The sequence below is a fragment of the Pedobacter soli genome (genome assembly GCF_900101435.1).
Lineage (GTDB): Bacteria > Bacteroidota > Bacteroidia > Sphingobacteriales > Sphingobacteriaceae > Pedobacter > Pedobacter soli.
Window position 1 is genome coordinate 150,065 of record NZ_FMZH01000001.1, and the last position, 21,870, is coordinate 171,934.

The 21,870-nt window shown below is 39.3% G+C and carries 28 protein-coding genes and 1 pseudogene; 11 read left to right on the forward strand and 18 right to left on the reverse strand.

What is annotated here, in order from left to right; genetic code table 11:
* Positions 1-14: 14 nt before the first annotated feature.
* The 6 genes from BLR37_RS00480 to BLR37_RS00505 all read left to right on the forward strand — a co-directional run bounded on the left by BLR37_RS00480 (position 15) and on the right by BLR37_RS00505 (position 4,685).
* On the forward strand, positions 15-1,103 hold the full coding sequence (locus BLR37_RS00480; protein ID WP_090763133.1) for a tetratricopeptide repeat protein: 1,089 nt from the start codon (positions 15-17) through the stop codon (positions 1,101-1,103).
* A 99-nt stretch (positions 1,104-1,202) separates the two neighbouring features.
* A complete protein-coding gene (locus BLR37_RS00485; protein WP_090763136.1) occupies positions 1,203-2,348 on the forward strand; it encodes a tetratricopeptide repeat protein in 1,146 nt (381 codons plus the stop codon).
* A 215-nt stretch (positions 2,349-2,563) separates the two neighbouring features.
* On the forward strand, positions 2,564-3,025 hold the full coding sequence (locus BLR37_RS00490) for a helix-turn-helix domain-containing protein (RefSeq protein WP_090763139.1): 462 nt from the start codon (positions 2,564-2,566) through the stop codon (positions 3,023-3,025).
* 45 nt (positions 3,026-3,070) lie between these two features.
* Entirely contained in the window at positions 3,071-3,505 is a 435-nt protein-coding gene (locus BLR37_RS00495) for a VOC family protein (RefSeq protein WP_090763142.1), read from the forward strand.
* Entirely contained in the window at positions 3,489-3,950 is a 462-nt protein-coding gene (locus BLR37_RS00500; protein ID WP_090763145.1) for a DUF1569 domain-containing protein, read from the forward strand. The genes BLR37_RS00495 and BLR37_RS00500 overlap by 17 nt, the downstream gene beginning before the upstream one ends.
* A 36-nt stretch (positions 3,951-3,986) precedes the next feature.
* A complete protein-coding gene (locus BLR37_RS00505; protein WP_090763147.1) occupies positions 3,987-4,685 on the forward strand; it encodes an endonuclease V in 699 nt (232 codons plus the stop codon).
* A 68-nt stretch (positions 4,686-4,753) separates the two neighbouring features.
* Here the strand turns inward: BLR37_RS00505 and hemF are convergent, their stop codons facing one another.
* The 4 genes from hemF to BLR37_RS00525 form a co-directional block, all read right to left on the reverse strand.
* Positions 4,754-5,668 (reverse strand): oxygen-dependent coproporphyrinogen oxidase, encoded by a 915-nt coding sequence (hemF, locus tag BLR37_RS00510; RefSeq protein WP_425261849.1) that lies wholly within the window; start codon positions 5,666-5,668, stop codon positions 4,754-4,756.
* Between the two features lie 99 nt (positions 5,669-5,767).
* Positions 5,768-7,000, reverse strand: a complete 1,233-nt coding sequence (locus BLR37_RS00515) for an MFS transporter (protein ID WP_090763150.1) — start codon at positions 6,998-7,000, stop codon at positions 5,768-5,770.
* 104 nt (positions 7,001-7,104) lie between these two features.
* The gene (locus BLR37_RS00520; protein ID WP_039479166.1) at positions 7,105-7,299 is read right to left on the reverse strand and encodes a hypothetical protein; all 195 of its coding nucleotides are present in this window, start codon (positions 7,297-7,299) and stop codon (positions 7,105-7,107) included.
* Between the two features lie 117 nt (positions 7,300-7,416).
* The gene (locus BLR37_RS00525) at positions 7,417-7,725 is read right to left on the reverse strand and encodes a phosphoribosylpyrophosphate synthetase (RefSeq protein WP_090763152.1); all 309 of its coding nucleotides are present in this window, start codon (positions 7,723-7,725) and stop codon (positions 7,417-7,419) included.
* Positions 7,726-7,804: 79 nt separating this feature from the next.
* On the opposite strand from BLR37_RS00525, the gene BLR37_RS00530 reads away from it, so the two are divergent.
* From BLR37_RS00530 to BLR37_RS00540, 3 genes are all read left to right on the forward strand, one after another.
* Positions 7,805-8,290, forward strand: coding sequence for a PaaI family thioesterase (locus tag BLR37_RS00530; RefSeq protein ID WP_090763155.1), 486 nt, complete (start codon positions 7,805-7,807; stop codon positions 8,288-8,290).
* A gap of 10 nt (positions 8,291-8,300) precedes the next feature.
* Positions 8,301-8,930 carry an AlbA family DNA-binding domain-containing protein gene (locus BLR37_RS00535; protein WP_090763158.1) on the forward strand — a complete coding sequence of 210 codons (630 nt, stop codon included), beginning with the start codon at positions 8,301-8,303 and terminating at the stop codon, positions 8,928-8,930.
* 188 nt (positions 8,931-9,118) lie between these two features.
* Positions 9,119-10,480, forward strand: coding sequence for an MATE family efflux transporter (locus BLR37_RS00540; protein ID WP_090763162.1), 1,362 nt, complete (start codon positions 9,119-9,121; stop codon positions 10,478-10,480).
* Positions 10,481-10,604: 124 nt separating this feature from the next.
* Here the strand turns inward: BLR37_RS00540 and BLR37_RS00545 are convergent, their stop codons facing one another.
* From BLR37_RS00545 to BLR37_RS00575, 7 genes are all read right to left on the reverse strand, one after another.
* Positions 10,605-11,339: a hypothetical protein gene (locus BLR37_RS00545; RefSeq protein ID WP_090763164.1), complete on the reverse strand. Its 735-nt coding sequence runs from the start codon at positions 11,337-11,339 to the stop codon at positions 10,605-10,607.
* Between the two features lie 38 nt (positions 11,340-11,377).
* Positions 11,378-12,061 carry a pseudouridine synthase gene (locus BLR37_RS00550; protein ID WP_090763167.1) on the reverse strand — a complete coding sequence of 228 codons (684 nt, stop codon included), beginning with the start codon at positions 12,059-12,061 and terminating at the stop codon, positions 11,378-11,380.
* A gap of 42 nt (positions 12,062-12,103) precedes the next feature.
* Positions 12,104-13,006, reverse strand: a complete 903-nt coding sequence (locus BLR37_RS00555; RefSeq protein ID WP_090763169.1) for a histone deacetylase family protein — start codon at positions 13,004-13,006, stop codon at positions 12,104-12,106.
* Positions 13,006-13,866: a bestrophin family protein gene (locus BLR37_RS00560; RefSeq protein WP_039479186.1), complete on the reverse strand. Its 861-nt coding sequence runs from the start codon at positions 13,864-13,866 to the stop codon at positions 13,006-13,008. The genes BLR37_RS00555 and BLR37_RS00560 overlap by 1 nt, the downstream gene beginning before the upstream one ends.
* Positions 13,867-13,980: 114 nt before the next feature.
* Positions 13,981-14,469: a pyridoxamine 5'-phosphate oxidase family protein gene (locus BLR37_RS00565; RefSeq protein ID WP_090763171.1), complete on the reverse strand. Its 489-nt coding sequence runs from the start codon at positions 14,467-14,469 to the stop codon at positions 13,981-13,983.
* Positions 14,470-14,521: 52 nt separating this feature from the next.
* Positions 14,522-15,127: a DNA-3-methyladenine glycosylase gene (locus tag BLR37_RS00570; protein WP_090763174.1), complete on the reverse strand. Its 606-nt coding sequence runs from the start codon at positions 15,125-15,127 to the stop codon at positions 14,522-14,524.
* A gap of 3 nt (positions 15,128-15,130) precedes the next feature.
* Complete coding sequence (locus tag BLR37_RS00575) at positions 15,131-15,619, reverse strand: GAF domain-containing protein (protein WP_090764769.1); 489 nt, start codon at positions 15,617-15,619, stop codon at positions 15,131-15,133.
* A 106-nt stretch (positions 15,620-15,725) separates the two neighbouring features.
* On the opposite strand from BLR37_RS00575, the gene BLR37_RS00580 reads away from it, so the two are divergent.
* On the forward strand, positions 15,726-16,454 hold the full coding sequence (locus tag BLR37_RS00580; RefSeq protein WP_244154560.1) for a DUF3291 domain-containing protein: 729 nt from the start codon (positions 15,726-15,728) through the stop codon (positions 16,452-16,454).
* A 27-nt stretch (positions 16,455-16,481) separates the two neighbouring features.
* Complete coding sequence (locus tag BLR37_RS00585) at positions 16,482-16,733, forward strand: hypothetical protein (protein ID WP_090763177.1); 252 nt, start codon at positions 16,482-16,484, stop codon at positions 16,731-16,733.
* Between the two features lie 348 nt (positions 16,734-17,081).
* Here the strand turns inward: BLR37_RS00585 and BLR37_RS00590 are convergent, their stop codons facing one another.
* The 7 genes and pseudogenes from BLR37_RS00590 to BLR37_RS00620 all read right to left on the reverse strand — a co-directional run bounded on the left by BLR37_RS00590 (position 17,082) and on the right by BLR37_RS00620 (position 21,862).
* Positions 17,082-17,417, reverse strand: coding sequence for a Dabb family protein (locus BLR37_RS00590; protein ID WP_090763179.1), 336 nt, complete (start codon positions 17,415-17,417; stop codon positions 17,082-17,084).
* Between the two features lie 103 nt (positions 17,418-17,520).
* Positions 17,521-18,018, reverse strand: coding sequence for a YMGG-like glycine zipper-containing protein (locus tag BLR37_RS00595; protein WP_090763182.1), 498 nt, complete (start codon positions 18,016-18,018; stop codon positions 17,521-17,523).
* Between the two features lie 132 nt (positions 18,019-18,150).
* Positions 18,151-18,873 (reverse strand): Dph6-related ATP pyrophosphatase, encoded by a 723-nt coding sequence (locus BLR37_RS00600; protein ID WP_090763185.1) that lies wholly within the window; start codon positions 18,871-18,873, stop codon positions 18,151-18,153.
* Positions 18,866-19,542 (reverse strand): annotated as a pseudogene (locus tag BLR37_RS00605) (SIR2 family NAD-dependent protein deacylase). Before BLR37_RS00605 ends, BLR37_RS00600 begins: the two are co-directional and overlap by 8 nt.
* Positions 19,543-20,130, reverse strand: coding sequence for a hypothetical protein (locus tag BLR37_RS00610; RefSeq protein ID WP_090763191.1), 588 nt, complete (start codon positions 20,128-20,130; stop codon positions 19,543-19,545).
* A complete protein-coding gene (locus BLR37_RS00615) occupies positions 20,127-21,056 on the reverse strand; it encodes an ABC transporter substrate-binding protein (RefSeq protein ID WP_090763193.1) in 930 nt (309 codons plus the stop codon). Before BLR37_RS00615 ends, BLR37_RS00610 begins: the two co-directional genes overlap by 4 nt.
* A gap of 212 nt (positions 21,057-21,268) precedes the next feature.
* Positions 21,269-21,862 carry a DUF6580 family putative transport protein gene (locus BLR37_RS00620; protein WP_090763196.1) on the reverse strand — a complete coding sequence of 198 codons (594 nt, stop codon included), beginning with the start codon at positions 21,860-21,862 and terminating at the stop codon, positions 21,269-21,271.
* Between the last annotated feature and the right edge of the window lie 8 nt (positions 21,863-21,870).

Here is a 21,870-nt window from a genome sequence, read left to right on the forward strand (position 1 = left end):
TTAGAATAAAAATTATGAAAAGAGTATTTCTAAGTATATTTCTGGCAGGTGCAGTAAGCGCTGCTTTTGCTCAGAAAAGCGAAGTTTCAGCAGCAAGAAACGATTGGGGCTTATTCCAGCTTACCTCGTCTAATGCTTCAACTCCACTAGCCAAAAAATTAGAAGCTTTAGCAAAAGGCCTGGCTCACACCGACAAAGCCATTGCTGACGAAAAATCTAAAGTAATGCCCGAAGCATGGTCATACCGTGCACTTTTCGCATCTTCTGCAGCAATTTTAGACTCTGTAAGCACAGCAAATGCTGATGCAAACTTAAAAATTGCCCGTGAAGCCATTGTTGAAGCCAAAAAACTTGATACCAAAGGAGCAGAGAAAGATAATATCAATCTGGCTGAAACCAATGTAATTAATGCGGTTAGAAATGGTGGCGTTATTGCTTACAACAAAAAAGATTTCAAAACAGCTTATCAGAAATTCGTTCAGGCCACAGAAATTAATCCTCAGGATACTTCAATGTACCTAAATGCAGGTATTGCAGCCAGAACGATTGAAGACTATCCTGGTATGATTACTCAATTTAAAAAGGTAATCGCTTTAAATTCGCCACAATCTAAAGATTTGTATAATGAAATTATTACCACTGTTTTAGCGAAACAGAAAGATACTACTGCTGCTTTGGCATTAATTAAAGAAGCAACTGCAAAATTCCCTGACAATACAGACTGGATTAAAACTGAAACCCAGATTTATATTGATAGGGGTGATGCTGCAAAATCTGAGCAAATGTTAGTGGCTTTAGCAACCAAAGAACCAAACAATGCAAACTATCAGGTTTTATTGGGTAACATCTATTTCAGCCAGGCTTTAAAATTACAAGGCGAAAGAAATAAAATTGACCAGAAAAAAGTAAAAGAATTTAATGAAGTAACCGCTAAAATGAACGCTTTGTTAGATAAATCGCTTCCTTTTTACAAAAAAGCATTAGAAATTGACAGCAAAAATGCAGGTGCATTGGAGACCTTAAAAACCATTTATGCTTTCAGAAATGATACTAAAAACTACGACGAAATTAAAAAACGTTTAGACGCTTTGCCTAAACAATAATTTAGCCCACGTTTTAAAAAAAGAGCCCCGAAATTTCGGGGCTCTTTTTTTTATGACTATTTTTATGGTTTATAATAGTTTTACTCATTTCTTTATCCTATGCAGAATTGCTTTAAATTATCATTGATCGCTTTAACTTTAGTCTCTTTTAACGCTGCAGCTCAAAAAAGCCAAATCCTGATTGCAAGAAATTCGGTTGGTAAATTACAAGCTTCAATTGCCAATAAAGAAGACCAAAAGAAACAACTGGCAATCATTACCGATGGCTTAAAATCAATCGAATCGGCTGAGAAAGATAATAAAACCAAAAACTGGACAGAAACCTGGTCGATTAAATCGTACTTAACATCTTACGCAGCAATAATTGATACAGATCAGGGTAATTCGAATAAATATTACGATACAGCCATAGAGGCGGTGGCCAAAGCAAAATCGCTTGATCGTTACAATGATAATTCAGGTCTGATTAAAGCATCTGACCACAATATTCTCATCAAAAAACAAGATAAAGCCAACGAAGCTTTTTTTAACAACGAATTTAAAGAAGCTTTTGCCGATTTAAAGGAGGTGAGCAATAAATTTCCTGCCGATACCACATTGGCATTAAATACCGCCATCTGCGCCTTAAACATTCAATCGTACGATGAATCTTTAAATTATTTTAAGCGCGCTAAAGAAAACGGCATTAAAAATCCTTCAGTTTTTCAAAAAATGGCACAAATGTATGTGGTAAAATCTGATTACGAAACCGCCATTAAAACATTGGAAGAAGGATTGGTATTAAATCCCTTTAACCGTTTTTTAACTAACGATTACATTAATCTTTTACTCGATACCGAAAATTACAGCAAAGCCACAGGACTGATTGAGAAAAACCTGCAGGTTGAAAAGGGTAGTAAATTGCTTTATTTTCTTTACGGTTACCTGCAGCAAGTTGGCGGAAATAACTCTACAGCAATTTTAGCTTATGATAAAGCTTTGGCCACTGATCAGAATTATTTCGATGCTTTGTACCAGCTAAGCCTCGCATATATCAATACTGCAAACGAAACGCTTAAAAAGAACGATGCCGATAAAGCCAGCAAATACAATGGTTTAATTAACCGCGCACAGTTTGCTTTACAACGGGCCAACGAAATTAATCCGAACGATAAAAAAACTGTTCAGCTGTTGCTCGATATTTACACCCGTAAAAAAGCTACAGACAAAGTTCAGGAGCTTAGCCGCAAGCTTCAGGAATTATAAGCTGCGATATTGATCTGATTCATTATACGTTTTTCTAACTGATTTTTGAGCCGATTACAGCGGGTAGGTTAGTATTAATAAAATACAACTTAACATAATATTAATTATAAGACTAAAACATTATTATGGCTTTACAGGCTGTTTGCTGGTTTCATTGTTTAATTTATCAGATTACACTACATTAGCTATACAGCATTCGACCAAAACCAAATTTTATGAGCAGCAAACAGGAATTTACTTATCCAAAAATTTATTTGTATCGTCGAATTGTACAGTCAAAATTATTTATCGACAGCAATTACGCAAAGCATATCGATTTGGATAATATTTCTGACGAAGCTTTTTTTTCTAAATTTCATTTCATCAGGCTCTTTAAAAATGTTTACGGAAAAACGCCGCATCAGTATTTAAAAGCCGTCCGCATTGAGAATGCCAAGAAATTGCTCAAAGACGGTGAATCTGTATCGGAAGTTTGTTTTTTAGTGGGTTTTGATAGTTTAAGTTCGTTTAGCGGTTTATTTAAGCGCATGGTTGGCCAGTCGGCATCAACATATGCAGCGATACACAAACAAAACAAAGCTTTAGCTGCTAAAACACCATTAGCTTTTATACCAGGTTGTTACGCTTACCAGCATGGGTGGTCTGAAAATAGCAATTTTGAAGAAACCGACCTTTAAAATGACGGTTATCTTTATCTAACATTAAACTTAAAACGAAAGACAATGATTACCAAAATGACCGTTACCAATATCCATGTAATTGACCAGGATAGCGCCTACGATTTTTACGTTAATAAATTAGGTTTCAATCTTGTTGATGATATTCCAATGGGCCCCGATACCAGATGGCTTACCGTCTCCCCTCCTGATCAGCCTGATTTGCAACTTGTGCTGTTTCCGGTGAAAGTGAGTAAAATGTTCCCAAAAGAAACCGCTGAAACCTTGATTTCGCTGATTAAACAAGGGATTTTCGGCTGTGGAGTGCTTACTTGCAATGACATTTTTGCCACTTACGAAGAGCTTGTTGCCAAAGGCGTCGAATTTATAAAACCGCCAACCAAAGAGTTTTATGGTACTGAAGCCTTGTTTAAAGACGATTCTGGTAATTACTTTTCGCTACAACCCTTAAATAACTTCGGCAATGAAAACAATATTTGATCAAACGGTAAGAAATGAGCTTACTAACCGAATCGGTAAATTATCGCCAGAAAGTAAGGCTGAATGGGGAAAAATGAATGTTTACCAGATGACCAAACATTGTAATCGTTGGAATAACTGGGTTTTAGGAAAAGAAGATTATGCGGATTATGCTTATAAGCAAGATTTTATCGGAAAGATTTTTGGTAAATGGGCTTTAAAAAGTAATACCAAAAATGATAAACCAATTGGAAAAAATATGCCTGCCGGGAAAGCTTTTACCATTAAAGAAATTGAAGGTGATGTAGAAGCTCAGAAAATAAAGTGGATACAACTGATAGCTGACTACGAATACTTTTCAAACCCTGGTTTTGTACACGATTTTTTCGGTAAAATGTCTAAAACGCAAATTGGTACTTTTGCCTACAAGCATTTCGATCATCACCTAAGGCAATTTGGCGTATAAATAAAAACAATTGTAATTACCGCTTGTATTTTTAGCATGTACGATCATTATAGTTTTCAGGATGCCACTGCCTACCAGATTGAACTGGCCAAACAACTCAGGTTTGAGCAGATTGATCAGATTGAAACCATTGCCGGTGCCGATATTTCATTTAATAAATACAGTACAACCATGTACGCTACCATTGTAATGCTCACATATCCGACAATGGTTTTAAAATCCTTCGCATTAGCTAGTTACGAAACTAATTTTCCGTACAAGCCCGGTTTTTTAGGTTTTAAAGAAGTGCCGGCCTTGTTGAAAGTTTGGGAGCTGATTGAAAACAAACCGAATGTGGTGGTGCTGGATGGCAATGGAATCCTGCACCCAAGACGTATGGGTGTAGCTTCACATTTTGGTATTTTGGCTAATCAAGCAACTATTGGTTGTGCCAAAAGCCTTTTGTATGGAGACAATCATTTGCCGGCACCACTTAAATTCAGCACCACGGAAATTAAAAGCCATGGCGAAACACTCGGTTTTGCACTGCGTACCAAAAATAATTGTGCACCAGTTTATGTATCGGCAGGACATTTAACTACGCAGCAACAAAGCCTTGAAGTGATAAAAAATTGCATTGGTAACTACCGCATTCCGGAGCCCACACGCCAGGCGCATAACATTGTAAACGATTTTAGAACAGGTAAACTTAAAGCTGGTTTTCATGAAGTTTTACCAGATTTGACCCTGTTTTAATGATAGAAATCGTCCGCGTTTGTAACGCGGATGACCGAAAGAAGCGATTATATCGCTTATCTATTATACTACACCCAGTTGATTCCTTTTTTCAGCAATTGCAAAGTTTCGTATTCTTCAGTACCAACAGCCGGTTGTACGTTGTAACCCCAGTTGGCCTGCGGTGGTAAGCTCATTAAAATAGATTCAATACGGCCATTAGTTTCCAGGCCAAATTTTGTTCCTGAATCATAAACGAGGTTAAATTCTACATAACGGCTCCGGCGCTGGTATTGCCATTCTTTATGTTGTTCAGTAAATTCTTTATCGCGATTGCGGTCAATCAGTTCGGTATAAATCGGTAAGAAAGTTTCGCCAACATTAATCGAGAAATCCAAAATCTGTTCCCAGCTTAAATTGGTATTTTCAGGTTTTAAACGATCGTAAAAAATACCACCAATGCCACGGGTTTCTTCGCGGTGTTTAATGTAGAAATAATCGTCGGCATGCGTTTTAAACTTTGGATAAAAATCCGGATTAAATTCATCACATGCTTTTTTTAGTTTGTGGTGAAAAAAACGGGCATCATTTTCAAAAACGTAGTGCGGTGTTAAATCAATTCCGCCACCAAACCAACGTGTAGTTTCGTTTAATTCAAAATAGCGGATATTCATGTGAATAATCGGTACCAGCGGATGATTTGGATGGATTACAATAGAAACGCCTGTTGCAAAAAAGTCATCTTCTGTTACGTTGAAAGCTTTTTTAACCGCCTCAGGTAATTTACCGTGTACAGCCGAAAAATTTACGCCACCTTTTTCAATTATTGCTCCATTTTGCATAATCCGGGTACGTCCGCCTCCCCCACCATTTCGCTCCCAAAGCTCCTCTTCAAACTTTCCCTTGCCATCGGCAATTTCCAATCCACGGCAAATCTCATCCTGGATTTGCTTATAACGCGCTGCTACTTCTTCTTTCAACATGATGGCTCTTTCTATTTCCATACAAATTTAAGGCTATTCAAATAGCTCTGCTGATTTATGTTTAGATAGTACATTTTATTGACATTGACTGATGAAACCCAGCCGAATTTATTGTGGTAATTATTGCTCCAGATAGTTCAGGTCTTTATTAAAACTTTCTTTTAAAGAAGCTACAGAAAGCATAGCAATAATAGTTAATATACCCATTACAATAAAGGCTGCAGAAACAATATCGTAGCGGTGCACAAACAACTCGAATACAAAGGTTATCGGAATTAAAGCGCCGCGTACAAAGTTAGGCGCAGTTGTAGTAACAGTTGAACGGATATTGGTACCAAACTGCTCGGCCGCGATAGTTACAAAGGTGGCCCAATAGCCTACAGCAAATCCCATAAACAAACAAATAAGAATAAAATTGCTTTCGGTTAAGCCTGTGCTGGTCAGGTAAATAATTACCGTAATTACCGATAAACCCTGAAAAATAAGCACGGTTTTCTTACGCGACCTTAAAACTTGTGCTAAAACGCCGCATACCACATCGCCAATGGCGATACCGAAATAAGTATACATAATCCCCGTACCCGGGTTTAACAATTCTTTTGCGCCTAAAGCTTTACCTATTTCAGGCGATTGCGTAACCAGAATGCCGACAATAAACCAAAGCGGTAATCCAAGGCAAATACAAGCCAGGTATTTTAAAAAGCGTTTGCGATCAGAAAAAAGCATGAAAAAGTTACCTTTTGAGACCGCTTTATCCTGTTCGGCATTTTTAAACATCCCCGATTCGAAAGTACCTACACGTAAAAGCAACAGCAATAATCCCATTCCGCCCCCTACAAAATAGGAAGTTTGCCAGGTAAAATGTTTGCCAATGGTAGCCGCTGCTGCCGCTCCCAATAAACCAATACCTGCTACTACCATTGTTCCGTAACCACGTTTTTCTTTGTCCATGGTTTCGGTAACAAGGGTGATTCCTGCACCTAGTTCGCCTGCCAAACCAATTCCAGCTATAAACCTGATAATGGCATAAGTGTGCACATCGTTAGCGAAACCATTTGCAATGTTCGCGAGTGAATACATTAAAATAGAGCCGAAAAGTACCTTAATGCGACCAAATTTGTCGCCAATAATGCCCCATAGCAAACCACCCAGCAATAACCCAAACATCTGCATATTGATTACATACTCTCCTTCCGTACGCATGTGCTCGGCTGAAATACCAATTTCGGTAAAACTTTTAATCCGTACTACCGAAAACAATACGAGGTCATAAATATCAACGAAATAGCCCAGGGCGGCTACAATGACTAAGAAGGTTACATTACGTTTGTTGGTTTGGGCTTGCTGGTCCATTTAAATATTTGGGTTTAATCGCTGAAAGTACGCATTAACACAAATAAATTAAAATAGATTTTAAAATAAAAGCCACACCTGGTTTGGTGTGGCTTTTAACCTGCTTAATGAAGCATTTGTTTTGTGGTATCAGGCATTTTTTTGGTCGTGTCGGTCATTTTCTGAGTCGTATCCATCACTTTGGTAGAATCCATCTTGGTACTGTCTGAAGAACCAGCCATATTTTTAGACGAATTGCATGCTGAAGTGGCTATTATCAAAGAACCAGCAAAAGCAAGACTTAAGATTGTTTTTTTCATAGTTTTTATTGTTATCTATCCTTCTAACAACCTTATAATCATTTGGTTTTAATTTTCTTCGCTGGTAAATGTATAGTTTTAGGCTAGCCAATTGATTATCAATCGCTAAAACCAAAATTACCCGTGATGTATTTTAAGCTTATTCAACAATTCTGGCGAAACATTTTCGGCATAAACGCCATAGCCATCTACCAAAACACCTTTTAAATTTCCGGCATTCGATGAAATGGCATACACTACCGAACTATCAGCCGGATCGGTCATACCTTCAAAACGGTAAACCTCCTCAATTTCAAACTCCTCTGGTCTCAGGAACAGATTGATCGGTTTGCACTCCAATCCAACAGCTGTTAAATTAAAATCCAGGTTATAGCCCCGGTGGTCTAAGTCGCTTAAAGCGGCGGTAATGGTGTCGTATACATGCATAACCTAATTTACGGAAATATTACCAAATCAACCACCATAAAACTTTAAAAGGTGCTAAAACTTTCTGATATTAGTAAGTATGATTATTTCTCAAAACACCCTTAAATGGGTAATGCGCTTTTACCCTCCCTTGTTTTTTCAGCGCATTTGGGTTCAGAAATTTGAAAATGACTTTAGAAGCTGTACGGTTAAAGTGAGCAAAAGTTTCCTGAATAAGAACTACAATGGCTCTATTTTCGGCGGCACAATTTATGCCGCAACCGATCCTTTTTATGCTTTATTATTTGATCAGTTAATGCAGCGTGAAGGCTTTAAAGTGCGTGTATGGCTTAAAAGCGCCTCTATACAATATTTAAAACCGGGGCGTTCGGCTTTATATTTTACCATTACCATAACCGACGAAATGCTTGCAGAAGCCACGCATGCCTTAAAAACCGCTGGAAAGTTTGTAAAAGCTTACCCCATGGAAATTACCAATAAAAACGGCGAACTGTGTGCTACTGTAATGAATGAAGTATATGTAAGAAACCTGCACCAGGGCGAAACGCCTCGTGTTGCCTATTAATTTTTAGCTTATGCCGAGTATCAAGAGTTTAATTATGCAGGGCGAAGGTGTTATGCTCGATTTTAAAAAAACCATTAACAATACCGGAAAAATTGCCAAAAGCCTGGTAGCCTTTGCCAATAATAAAGGTGGCAAATTACTGGTTGGCGTGGCCGACGATGGTTCGATTAAAGGTGTAAAATCGGAAGAGGAAGAAAAATACATGATCCTTACTTCGGCACACCAATTTTGTAAACCCGCTATCGAGCCTGATTTTGAAGAAATTTACGTAGACGATAAACTGGTACTGGTGGTAGATATCCCCGAAAGCGATACCAAGCCGCACTATGCACTTGATGACCAGGGAAAATGGTGGGCCTATATCCGTATTGATGATAAAAGCGTATTGGCCAGTAAAATTATTGTAGAAGTACTGAAAAACGATTACAAAGATAAAGGTGTACTGATTTCGTATTCGGATAATGAGAAAAAACTGCTCCAATACCTGGATGAAAACGAAAGGATAACACTCAAGGAGTTCAGTAAATTACTACGCAGCTCTTACCGGAAAGCCCAAAAGATACTGGTTAATTTAATTCTGACGAATGTAATCAAATCGCACACCACCGAGCGGGAGGAGTATTTTACAGCGGTAAGGTAGAAAGACAAAACCCGTGATTTATCCATTCCGCTTCTTCCGGGATCGTCACCCTGAACTTGTTTCAGGGTCTCTATAAAAAAACAAGAGATGCTGAAACAAGTTCAGCATGACGACCGTGATCAAAGATGCCGTGTTACTTTTCTACACCCCTGTTTTTTGAGGTTTAAAAACCCGACCTTTGTCCACCTATGTTTGCTACAATTTACCAAAAATATAAACCTTACTACAAAGAAAATCTCCATCTTGCCCTTCCTATTGTGGGTTCACAGGTTGGTCATACCCTGGTGCACATGGCTGATAGTATTATCGTAGGTCATTTCACCGATACGACACAGCTGGCTGCCGTATCGCTGGTAAACAGTATTTTTATCTTAATTTTGGTTATCGGCCTCGGTATTTCTTACGGTTTAACCCCATTAATTGCACAGGAAAACGGCAGGCAGAATTACGAAGAATGCGGCCGCTTACTGTCAAACAGTTTAATTATTAATGTGCTGATTGGCATTGTGCTGTATTGCCTGGTACATTTCGGGGTGCTACTCGTTATCGATCACCTTGATCAAACACCTGCAGTGGTAAGTTACGCGAAGCCTTACCTGGGCCTGCTTTCTGTCTCCATTATCCCCTTACTAATTTTTCAAACCTTTAAACAGTTTGCCGAAGGCCTCGGCTTTACCAAACAGGCCATGTTTGTATCCATCTGGGGGAATGCATTAAACATTACTTTGGGAATCATCTTCGTTAAGGGCATGTTCGGCATTAAGCCCATGGGCGTAAGCGGTGTGGGCTGGAGCACTTTAATAGACAGGCTTTTAATGGCTACGGTAATGTGTATTTACGTATTGCGATCAAAGCATTTTAAAAAGTACCTCACGCATTTCAGAATTACGTTTATAGACAAGGTTCGAGCCATAAAAATTATTAAAATTGGCGCTCCTGTAGCCATGCAGTATTCTTTTGAAATCAGTGCTTTTAGTGGTGCAGCAGTACTGATTGGTACCATTGGGGCAACAGAACAGGCTGCACACCAGATTGCCATTAGTTTAGCAGCTATGACTTACATGATGGCCAGCGGCGTAGCTTCGGCAGCAACCATTAAAACAGGCACCAATTTCGGCAAGAAAAACTTTGACGACCTGCGTAAATCGGCGATTGCCAGTTACCACGTAATTTTACTATTTATGACTTGCTCAGCCATCATTTTTGTGCTGGCACACAATTTTATGCCCTTTATTTATACCGAAGATTTATCGGTGGTGGCTATTGCAGCTCAGTTGCTGATTATTGCAGGTTTCTTCCAGTTATTTGATGGTACACAAGTGGTTGGCCTTGGTGTACTCCGCGGACTGGGCGATGTAAACATCCCAACTTTTATTACATTCCTGGCGTACTGGGTAGTTGGAATCCCTGTAGGTTATCTGCTTGGCTTTAAATTCAACCTGGGTGTAAACGGCATCTGGTACGGCTTAACCTTTGGTTTACTAACGGCTTCTGTCCTATTGTTTTTAAGGTTTCAGAATAAGACGAGGACCTTAAAGGAGAGTAATTAAATAGAAAAGCCCTCATCAATAGAAAAATCGTCATTGCGAGGAGGAACGACGAAGCAATCTATCACAGTAGATTACACTAAAAGATTGCTTCGTCGGCTGAAAAGCCTCCTCGCAATGACGATATTTACTTCCCACCTACATTTACCACAACACCAATGGTGAAGATAGAATTGCCTGCAGACATATATTTGCGGCTTTTTAAGCCAATATTGCTACTGGTGGTATATTGTAGCTGAAAAGTCTTACTTAAAGCCATGCGCGTAAAGAAAATAGGCTCAAAGAAAATATTATCTTCTTTTGGTTGAACTACGCCATTTAAAAAGAACCTGTCCATTTTCACATGGCTAATTCTCAATGCTGTGCCATAATTAATCGGAAAATCTTTACCGAATAAATGGAGGTTGTTTTTCTTTTTGGAGCTGTAATTAACCTGCAAAAAGGCTTTGCGGTAATCTACTTCCTGCAATTCGCTGCTAACCAACACATCATCCTTAAAATCGCGAAAGGTGATATCGCTCCAACCCTTACCTACACCACCGTAAATTTCGATAATACGGTTATTGTCAGGACCAAATGTATCGTAATAACCTCCGCCAATTTCAATTAATTTATGTCCAAAATCCTTTGTTTTTCTTTCGCTGCTCATCGTTGAACCACTAAAAAGCACACCAATGTGATCGGTAACAGCATAGGCTCCATTAATACTGGCATTGCCTTTTAAAGAAATGTGACCGCCTCCGCTAAATTCGCCCTGCTTACTCAGCATTGGGGTATTGGGAACATTAGGCATATAAACTGAAGAACAACTGGCTGCAAAAAGCGCTAAAACCGGAAGGGAAAAACGTAAGTATTTAATCATAGATGCTATATAAACTGATTTTGAAGGCAAAAATTGTGCTAGTGTTCCATTTTCATAAAATCCATCACCCTTTTAAACTCATCGTGTAAACCTGCTTTGAGGTGTATTTGTTTGTGGCTAACCGGATGCATAAACGAAAGCTCAGAAGCATGCAATAACATCGTAGTCATATCCCATTGTTCTTTAAAAAATTTATTCTGTTTGTTACAGCCATGTGTTCTGTCGCCGATTATGGGATGTAAAATATGACTGAAATGACGCCTCAACTGGTGCATACGCCCTGTTTTGGGTGTTGCTTCTACCAACGAATACCGTGATGTGGGATGTTTACCAAAAGCAACAGCTACTTCTGCCCTTTGCAGCGTTTTAAACGAAGTAAAAGCATCCTGCATGGTGCCGTTTTCTTTAGCCAGAGGATAATCTATATCCATTGTATCAGGTGTATAACCGCGTAAAATAGCCAGGTACTTTTTATCCGTTTCAGCATTCATAAACTGCTGATGCATAGCAATTTCAGAAGTCTTATCAAAAGCAAACAATAAGATTCCGCTTGTTTTTCTATCCAGGCGGTGCACCGGACTCACATGCTTACCCACCTGATCTCTAAGCAGCTGCAAAGCAAACTCTGTGGCATCGCGCGCAATAGACGATTGATGAACCAGCAAGCCATGTGGTTTGTTGATCGCAATCAGGTTTTCATCCTCGTAAATAATCTCCAACATATCGGCGCGAAGATAAGGATATTATATTTTTGACATAAGCGACTATGCAAATAAATCAAAAGCCAGTCTGTAGGTATTGCAGTGTGCATCTACAATTTCCTTAATATCGGCAGAATAACCACCACCCATGCTGACCTGCAAAGGCAAGCCTTTATCTTTGCATGCCTGCAAAACGATGCGGTCTCGTTCTTTACAAGCTGCTTTACTTAATGCCAGCTTACCGAGTTTATCTGTTGATAAAACATCAACACCTGAAAGGTAAAAAACAAAATCAGGTTCCGACCTTTCAAAAGCGGTTGCAAGGTTGGCATTTAACAGCGACAGGTAAGCCTCATCTTCCATTCCATCAGCCAGCGCCACGTCTAAATCTGAAAGCTCTTTTCTGAAAGGAAAGTTTTTATCGCCATGCATGGAAAAGGTAAACACTTTAGGTTCATCCTGGAAAATTTCGGCAGTGCCATTTCCCTGGTGTACATCTAAATCGATAATTAATATACGATTAGCTAAATTATTATTTAATAAATAGTTAGCAGCAACAGCCTGATCATTCAGCAAACAGAAACCCTCCCCCCAGTTACTGCCTGCATGATGCGTACCACCAGCCACATTGAAAGCAATACCTTGTTCCATAGCATAGTGCGTACCATCTATTGTGCCTTGTACAATGCGGAGTTCGCGCTCCAGTAACTGTGCAGTTAAGGGAAAACCAATACGCCGTTGATCGCGGGGCGACAGTGTTAAATCACGCAGTTGCTCCCAATATTTTTTTTGGTGGGTTAACCGAACTACATCTTCACTCACACAATCTGGATGAAACAAATTATGCTGCGCGATAGTACCTTCATGCAAGAGCTGACCAGGTATCAACTCATATTTGAGCATTGGAAAACGGTGACCTTCGGGCAATGGATGTGCATATAATTCGTGCCAGGCAATTTTAATCATTAGCTCAAAATCTCCTCAACATGTTTTTCAATATTGGTACAAATCTGATCGACAGGTAAATCATTTGCATCCTGCCCAAATGGGTCTTCTATTTCTTCAGCTATTAATTCCAAACTCGCTAATACATAGAGGATAAAAGGAACAATTAACACCAGGTAATACCCCAGACTGAACACCCAGCCAATTGGAATGGTTAACACGTACACAAAAATGAATTTCTTAATAAACACACTGTATGAAAAAGGAATCGGTGTATTTTTAATTCGCTCGCAGCCCCCACAAATGTCGGTAAACTGATTTACATCATTGGTTAGCACGATCAGCTGCTCCTGTGAAATCAAACCTCTTCTGAGCAATTCGTAAAGTCTGGAAATCATGCTGCTGGCTATTTGATTCGGAATATGCTTATGTTCTTCAACTTCGATTAAAAAACTGTTTTTGCCAAAATACTTCTTTTCCCTTAAATGCTCTTTTAAAGCAAATGCATATTTGGGAATTCCGTATTCAAAGAACTTTAAATCTTCTTCAGGCAGCTTCAGCGCTTTAATTTTCATCGCAAAATTACGGCTTACGTTGGTTAATCCCCCTAGTAGTTTCCTGCCATCCCACCACCTATCGTAAGAAGTATTGGTACGAAACACCAGCAACATAGAGATTACAAACCCCAGTAAACTGTGCATCATGCCGATATTACTCACATAATCGCTCTTGGATAATTTAAAGACATTAAGCTCCAGAAATGAAACCAAGGCCGAAAATGCAGCTACACTTAACATCAGCGGCCAGAGCTTGCGAAAGGTATCGGCCTTATGGATGTGAAAAATAAAAGTAAACCAATCTTTAGGGTTGTAATTTATCATCTTGCGTATTATTCTATATCAGGTAGCGTTTGCCGGTATTGAGTTTATGGTCTCAATATTACAAAAAAAGCAGGTATTGTTTCCAATCCTGCTTTCCAAATCTGTATTATAAATTTAAAACTTTATGGTATCGTGTTTGCCCAGATCCGGAGTATCGCCGGTAACAACTGCTTTGAGCATACTGAAGAGTACTACGATTTTGGAGGCCGAAGCATCCCAATATTCTGCTTCTTCTGGCGTAACCTTGATCAAAATCAACCTTGGATCTTCAATTCCATCCGGAAACCAGGTTTTAATAAAAGGCGAAAAATAGGCTTCTTTTCTTACTGCATCATCTACCAGCTCCGCCTTTCCTTTAACGGTAAGGTAAGTATTCTTTCCGGGATCACTGTAAGCCAGCAATACCTGCTCATCTTTTGATATTTCTTTAGTTTTTGGTGAATATTCGTTGGTATAAAACCACAAAGAGCCATCATCCTCAATTTTAGCCGTTCCCATGGGCCTGCTACCAAAACCATCGTGCGCAGAAAAAGTAGTAAACATACAGGTACGGACACTTTCTGCCATATCTTTCAATATGGCAATATTTTTTTCGTTTTTCATCGTAATTATCTTTGTATGAAAAACAGCAGCAAGTATAAAAGGTTTTAAATAATCACCCCTTATTGGGTTTGCTCACATATTTATTGCCCTTAACGAAAAAGCGCCATGGCAGTAAGGCGTGCTCCTGCGCGTAAGCAATACCAACCCTTGGTGACGCTGCAATTTCATTGTCGCTGTACCTGATTTTATGATCCTCTACCCAAATTTCATCGCCCTCAAGGTGTTTAGCGTTAAAACCTTTATCAATCCCCAATGCTTTAGCTGCAGAACCCGGACCGGCAGCTATTGCGCCTTTGGTAACAGGCATTCTCCGGCGGGCTTCAATGATATCGATACCAACAAGCGGCTCAATCCCCCTGATTAAAACAGCATGCGGTTCATCTTCTACCGCAGTTACGATATTAAACAAATGGTGCATGCCATAACAGAGGTAAACATAAGCAATGCCGCCTTTCGCATACATGGTTTCGGTACGGTTTGTACGCCGGCCGCCATACGCATGCGAAGCCTTATCTTTTACCCCAAAATAAGCCTCTGTTTCGACAATTATACCGGCAGTTATCTCGTCACCTATTTTGGTGTACAGCACCTTGCCCAGCAAATCTTTGGCAAGAGCAACAACATCTTCGTTGAGGTAATATTCGGATTTTAACTTCAAAAATTATTTAGATAAATTATTTAACAAAACAGATATAACCTGCTCTAAATAAAGTTGATCTGTATCATCAAATTTATCTAAAACCTCGCTATCCACATCTAATACACCAATTACTTCACCATCAACAATTAAAGGAAGTACGATTTCTGATTTAGATGCAGAAGCACAGGCAATATGACCAGGAAACTCCTCTACATCGGGTACAATTATAGTTTCGGCCTGCGCCCATGAACTACCACAAACACCTTTTCCTTTTTTAATTCGTGTACAGGCAACAGGCCCTTGAAATGGCCCTAACACCAATTCATCTTGTTTTACGAGGTAAAAACCTACCCAAAACCAGTTAAATTGTTCTTTTAATGCAGCTGCCACATTAGCCATGTTAGCTACAAAATCGGTTTCGCCATACAGCAATGCCTCTATTTGAGGGATAATAGATTGATACTGGACTTCTTTTGAGGTATTACGGTTTATTGTTAAATCTTCTGCCATTTTATTTATGCTATAACCAAAGTTAATCATCATTTACAAGAACCCATGAACCCGCAGATTTAATGACGAAATTTTGAACGAGAACCTATCCTGAAATTCGTTAGTTTTGACAATTGAAACCCCGACTGCTTTGATTACAGCCTTAACCATTACAAAATTCCGCGGCACTACGATCCCTTTTGCTTTTATAGGCATGGCGGTTTTGCGCCTTCCGTTATGGCTAAACAGCAAATGCCGCTTCTGGAAATTAATGGGCAGCGGCAAAAATGCCCAGGTAGACCTGGCTCCCGATTATAAACACTGGGCTACACTCACCACCTGGGATAGCCAGCAAGACTGCGATACTTTTTACAGCAAATCACTGGTCATAAAATGGTTTAACTTTTTCGGAATTGAAAGCTGCACTATTTTACTAAAAACTTTATCCAGTCACGGACAATGGTCTAAAAAAGAACCTTTTAAGACAAGCGGAAATACCACTCCATATACCGGAAAAATTGCCGTAATTACCAGGGCAGCCATTCGATTCAACCGCCTGAAAGAGTTTAAACAAAACATTAAAAGAGCAGCAGAAGCCATGCGAATTTCTCCTGGCTTTATCCTGGCTGCAGGCATAGGCGAAAATCCATTCGTGGATCAGGCCACTTTTTCGATCTGGGAAAATGCTGAAAGCGTAAAAAACTATGCTTACAAAACTTTTGACCACGCCGATGTAATTAAGCTCACCAGAGCGCGCGAATGGTATAAAGAAGAGCTCTTTGCCCGTTTCGAAATTATATCATGCCAGGGGCATTTAAACGGCAAAGCCATTAACGATTACCAGCCATTGATTTAATCCTTTTTAACCATATTATCATTTACAATGAGAGTAATAGCAGAACTACCGCATCCTGAATGCAAAATCACCATCTTTTCGATGAACCAGAAGTATATTGTAAAATTTGAGCAGGGAACGTTTGAGCAAAGCTACAAATTAGCCGAACTGGATTTAAGCGGAGGAGGAGTAAATGATGTATTCGAAATACTCGACGAAGCTTTTATTGCAACAGTTATTGATCGATTTAAATTAATGCGTACCGATTTTACCGAAGCCTACAACAGACATCAATATTAACCACGCAATTCACTGATTTACTGTATGTTAATTAGTCAACCAGAATTATATTTTGATTTTTTAAATGTTTTTGAGCTGAAAAACAACCTACATATCAGCAATTTATTTAGCACAGCAAACGTAACTAACTGATATAATGAAAAATAAACTACTCAACAAAATATAATTTCGAACGCTTATTTCGCCAAATATATGGGAAGTTAGGCTTTTTTAGCTCAACAATATAATGAATCGTCATTGCGAGAAGGAACGACGAAGCAATCTTACAAAATGGATTTATAGCGACCGCTTTAAGATTCCCGCGTGCGCGGGAATGACGAAAAGCCAATAGAACGTCTAAGCTTAAACCTAAGCAATCACCGTATCGTGCACCACTACCCTGTACCAGTTTTTAGAGAATTTCTCTACCGCATCTAAATGTGTTTTATCTTCCTGATAAGCGTTGTGATCTTCGATGCTGGCAAATGTTATGGTAAGCGAATAAGTAAAAGAATTGTCGGTTACGGGGCGCACCGGAGTGTTAGCAGCCAAACCATAACTTAAAGTTTTAATGTACTTAATAGGCTTTAAGCTTTCGAAAAAATTAGCAAAATCGGCAATTTCGCTTTTGGTTAACTGTGGCTTTAACCAGAACATTACAAAATGTTGAATCTGGCCTTTATCTGCGGTAGTGTGATCTGTCATATAGAATTTTATTTTGCGCAAGATAGAAATGATTTTCTGGTGCACAAAAAAAAAGCGTCCCGATGTTAAATCGGAACGCTTCTCAAATATGATTAGCTTATTATTAGTTTTTAGGCTGCACACGACCTGATTTCCGGTCTTCACCTCTACCAATCAGGTAACCACCACCAGCACCAACTAAACCGCCAATAATAGCCCCCCTGCCTTTTTTCTTATCAATTAAAGCACCACCAACAGCACCTGCGGCACCACCAATTACAGCACCTTTAGCAGCATCACTCCAACCTTTTTTCTTAGCGGTTGGTTGTGTACCACCATAGGCGCCACTTGAGCTACCACCTGAGCTCGCGTAAGATCTTGAAGAATTAGCGCCTGCTCTTCTTGCTGCTGCTAACTCAGCCTGACGTTTAGCTTCCTTTTCTTGTTCAACTTTGGCTACTTCAGCTTTTTTAAAGCTATCTAGGCGTAAACTATCTTTTACGGCTTTAATAGCCAGTTGTTTTTCTGCCTGTTGTTGTTTTAACGCTGCTTCTTCTTTTTCCTTGTTATTACAAGCAAACATAACAGAACTTAATGCGATTACTACCAATATCCTTTTCATAAACTTAAATTTTAAATATGACGCCTGTTTAGTTACCTAACCTCGCTAAACAGTTTCATTTTGGAATGTGTGATTTAGTTAATTACCACTACTAAAGAAAAAATGATGCCAAAATGTTTTATAAAAAGAAAATTATTCAATTAAATCAGTGTACCAAAAGCCCGAAAGTGCATTAGTGCTACAAGGAGCATCATTTTCAGCTGCAGTTTTTGATGGCGCATTATAGGTCCTGAAAACCTGTTCACCAACTGAAAAAGCAATTTTTTGTCTAAAAACCGGTCCTTCGAAAGCAAAGGTATGAAACTCACCGTTTTCGCCACAGGGATCAATTTCTGGCTGAAGTTGATCAATCAGCTCTTCAGTGATTACTTTTCCACAAATATCTTGCAGATTCTCTTGTGTACACACAATGATGGTTTTATAGTTCAGGCCTATAAACTCGCTGATCATTTGCCTGGTATCTTTTTGCCACAACGGAAAAATAGCCTTTAGACCAATTTCGGCCAGTTTATTTTCGCGGTATTTACGTAAGTCTTCGAGAAAAATATCGCCAAAAACCGAGTGCGTAATGCCTTCTGCTTTAAATTTATTCAGGTGTTCGCGCATGGTATTGTCGTAAGTTTCCATATCGGGCATTTCACCCAAACGGATCTGATACAAGGGAATACCGATACTCTCTGCTTGTTTAATCAGCAAAGCTTCTCTTACGCCGTGCATCGAAACGCGGTTGTATTGCTCGGTAACGGTGGTAACCAGATAGCGAATTTCCAGTGTTGGATCCTGAAGGGCGTAGTGTAACGCGAGTGTACTGTCTTTTCCGCCACTCCAGTTAAAAATGCAGATTTTCTTATCCATTCGTTAAAATACTTCTCAGCTGCTCCATTCCGTTTACTGCATTTTGTTCGATGGTAATTACGTTCTGGTAGCGTTTAACATCGGGAGTTTTAGGATCGACAATGTATTTTTTGACTTGCCGTGGAACGAAATCAATCAATCCGGCCGCAGGATAAACTGCAAGCGAAGTTCCGATCAGCACAAACAAATCAGCCTTTTCGCAGATTTTTGCAGCGACTTCTATCATGGGAACCGCTTCGCCGAACCATACCACATGGGGCCTCAGTTGCGAACCTAATTTGCAGCGTTCGCCCATTTTAATTTCGGTACCCGCAATAGGATAAGTTAAACTGGGGCGTAAGCTTGATTGCGAACGTGTAATGATGCCATGCAAATGCGTTACTTTGGTTGATCCGGCACGCTCGTGCAAATCATCAATATTCTGGGTAATAATTTCTACATCGAAATCCTGCTCCAGTTCGGCTAGTACACGGTGCGCCGCATTGGGTTGTGCAGCAACAACCTGTCTTCTTCTTTCGTTATAAAACTCCTGCACCAAGTCCGGATTCCTTTCCCAGGCCTCGGGAGTAGCTACATCATATACCCTTCCCACAAACCATCCGAATCCCTGAAAGTCTTCAATCCACTTTCGGCACTGATCCCCGCTCCTGTTAAAACAACTAATTTCATTTATTTTATATTTCTAATCCCTGCCGACCTGAAAAGTTTAGCAAGTTGTTCGTATTTGCCGAAGCAAGTTTCCCCAAATGTTGTTGTGTGGGTTCCTTTGTAATTTTTGCTTGTCCATATTTGGTGGCCCGTTCCAGAAAAACAAATGTTTATCGAAAAGAGAACCTTATCATCATTATCTACATATAAAATTGCATTTTCTGGTTGCTTACACTCAAATACCAGAATCTTTGATGGATAACCTGTATAGTTATACCCGTATATTATATTGAAGAGTGAATCAGTTTCTGTTTGTGTCAGCAAATGTTGCTCGGTAACGACATCATTATCAATTTTTTCATTTTTTACATAAGGAGCCTCTTTTGCAGGATCATTATTTTTAAACGAAACAAAAAATATTTTTTTCACCCGCGAATATGCTTCATGTTTTTTTACAGATTTTAACTTCCAACCATATCTATATCCATACTTACACTGACACGCTTTAATATATTCTGCCACTGCCGAATCAGTATATTTTTTTTCTTGTGAACGACATAATGATGAATAAAGGAAAATACAGGTGAGCGTTAATAAGATATGCTTCATACTAATATTGAAGTATTAAATTTTACAAATTTTTTAGCTATCAATCCATCAGCTTTAAAAACCTCAGGATGAAACATGCAAGCTAAAGCTTCGATACCAGCTACCAGGGTACCTACACTAGGCTGGGTAAACATATCAAAATCGGCAATGTACACCTGATTGTTTTTTACCGCTTCAAGGTCGTTCCATCCGGCTTTAGCGGTAAGCAGGCTCATTTCTTCGAGGCTTCGTTTCTGATCAAAGCCACAAGGTGCAATAACCAAAACCTCGGGATTATACTTTACAATCTTTTCCCATGGGGTAACAATAGAATCACCTGCAGGGTTCGAAAGCATATCAACCCCACCGGCAACAGCAATCTGAAAGGGAATCCAGTGCCCGCAATTGTAAACTGGCTCTATCCATTCCATCAGCATTACCCGTTTTAAAGGCGATTTGTTTGCCCGTAACTGATCTAAAATCTGATCGGTTTTTTGCTGCAGGCCTGCCAGGTAATTAAAAGCTACTTCTTCTTTACCCAATGCCCGGGCTATGGTAATGGCACATTCGAAAACATCCTGCAGATTATTGGGCGAAAGCGGAACCAAAGTTGGCTGTTTGCTCAGCTTCATCACAGCAGTTTCGGTGCAAACCGTATCAATATTACATACTTCGCAAATATCCTGCGTAAACACAATATCAGGCGCAATGCTTTCCAAAAGTGCATCATCTACCCAATACAGGCTTTTACCCTGCGCTTTGGAAGCTGAAAAAATCCGGTCGATTTCAATACTGGAATAGTTTTTACCCTCGAGGATGCAGCGCACAATTTTAGGTTGATCGGCTGCCTCTTGCGGACATTCGAAAGTTACCCCATACAGGTAATCCTGAAGGCCCATATCGTAAATCATTTTGGTGGCAGCGGGTAAAAAGGAAACAACTTTCATAATATCTAAATTCGTCTTCCTGAACTTGTTTCAGGATCTCTTACTATTTCTAAGGTAAAAAAATCTAATGATACTTAATGAGATGCTGAAATAAATTCAGCATGACGTTAAGAAAAAAATCCTCTTCTGAAATCAATTCAAAAGAGGATCTTCATGATTATTTTCATTTTGTTGGTGAGCCACCAACGAGTGAATGATCTAAATCTGGTATATTAAACGGCTTGCGCGTTTAATTTCAATACCGGGTACTTTGCTTTTAAAATTTCGAAAGCTCCAAAAAGTAAAGCACCATAAATCACTGTTCCTTCCAGGAATCTGATTTCGAACGGAATGGCTTTTACCAGGCAATTCCAGTAACCGGCCAAATCCTGAGTATAGGCCGGATTGTTAATCCAAACACCTAAATCGGTAACCAACCAGTGAATAAGCACAATGCTTAATGTAGAGGCTAATAAATTTACTACGTTTACATTTTTAAGCAGAATTCTGCCCACTAAAACCATTAAAGCAAAAGCAATATAGGTCCAGTACCAACCCTGATACAAAAACGAACCTCCGTTGTATTTACTGAAAATGGTCGAAGCTAAAATAAAGTCGCTCAAGAATAAACTCAACAACGGAAAAGCAAAAGCTTTGGCGTGATCTTTAAAATAAGCACCACCGAATAAAGCTACAGCTCCGATTGAGGAGAAATTAGCAAATTTCAATTCATCTGAATTAAATGTTACCAGCAAACGGAAAGCCGTAATCGCCAATATCATTAACAGCAGTATTAAGGTGCGCGGATTAAATTTTAAATGAGACATTGTATTTT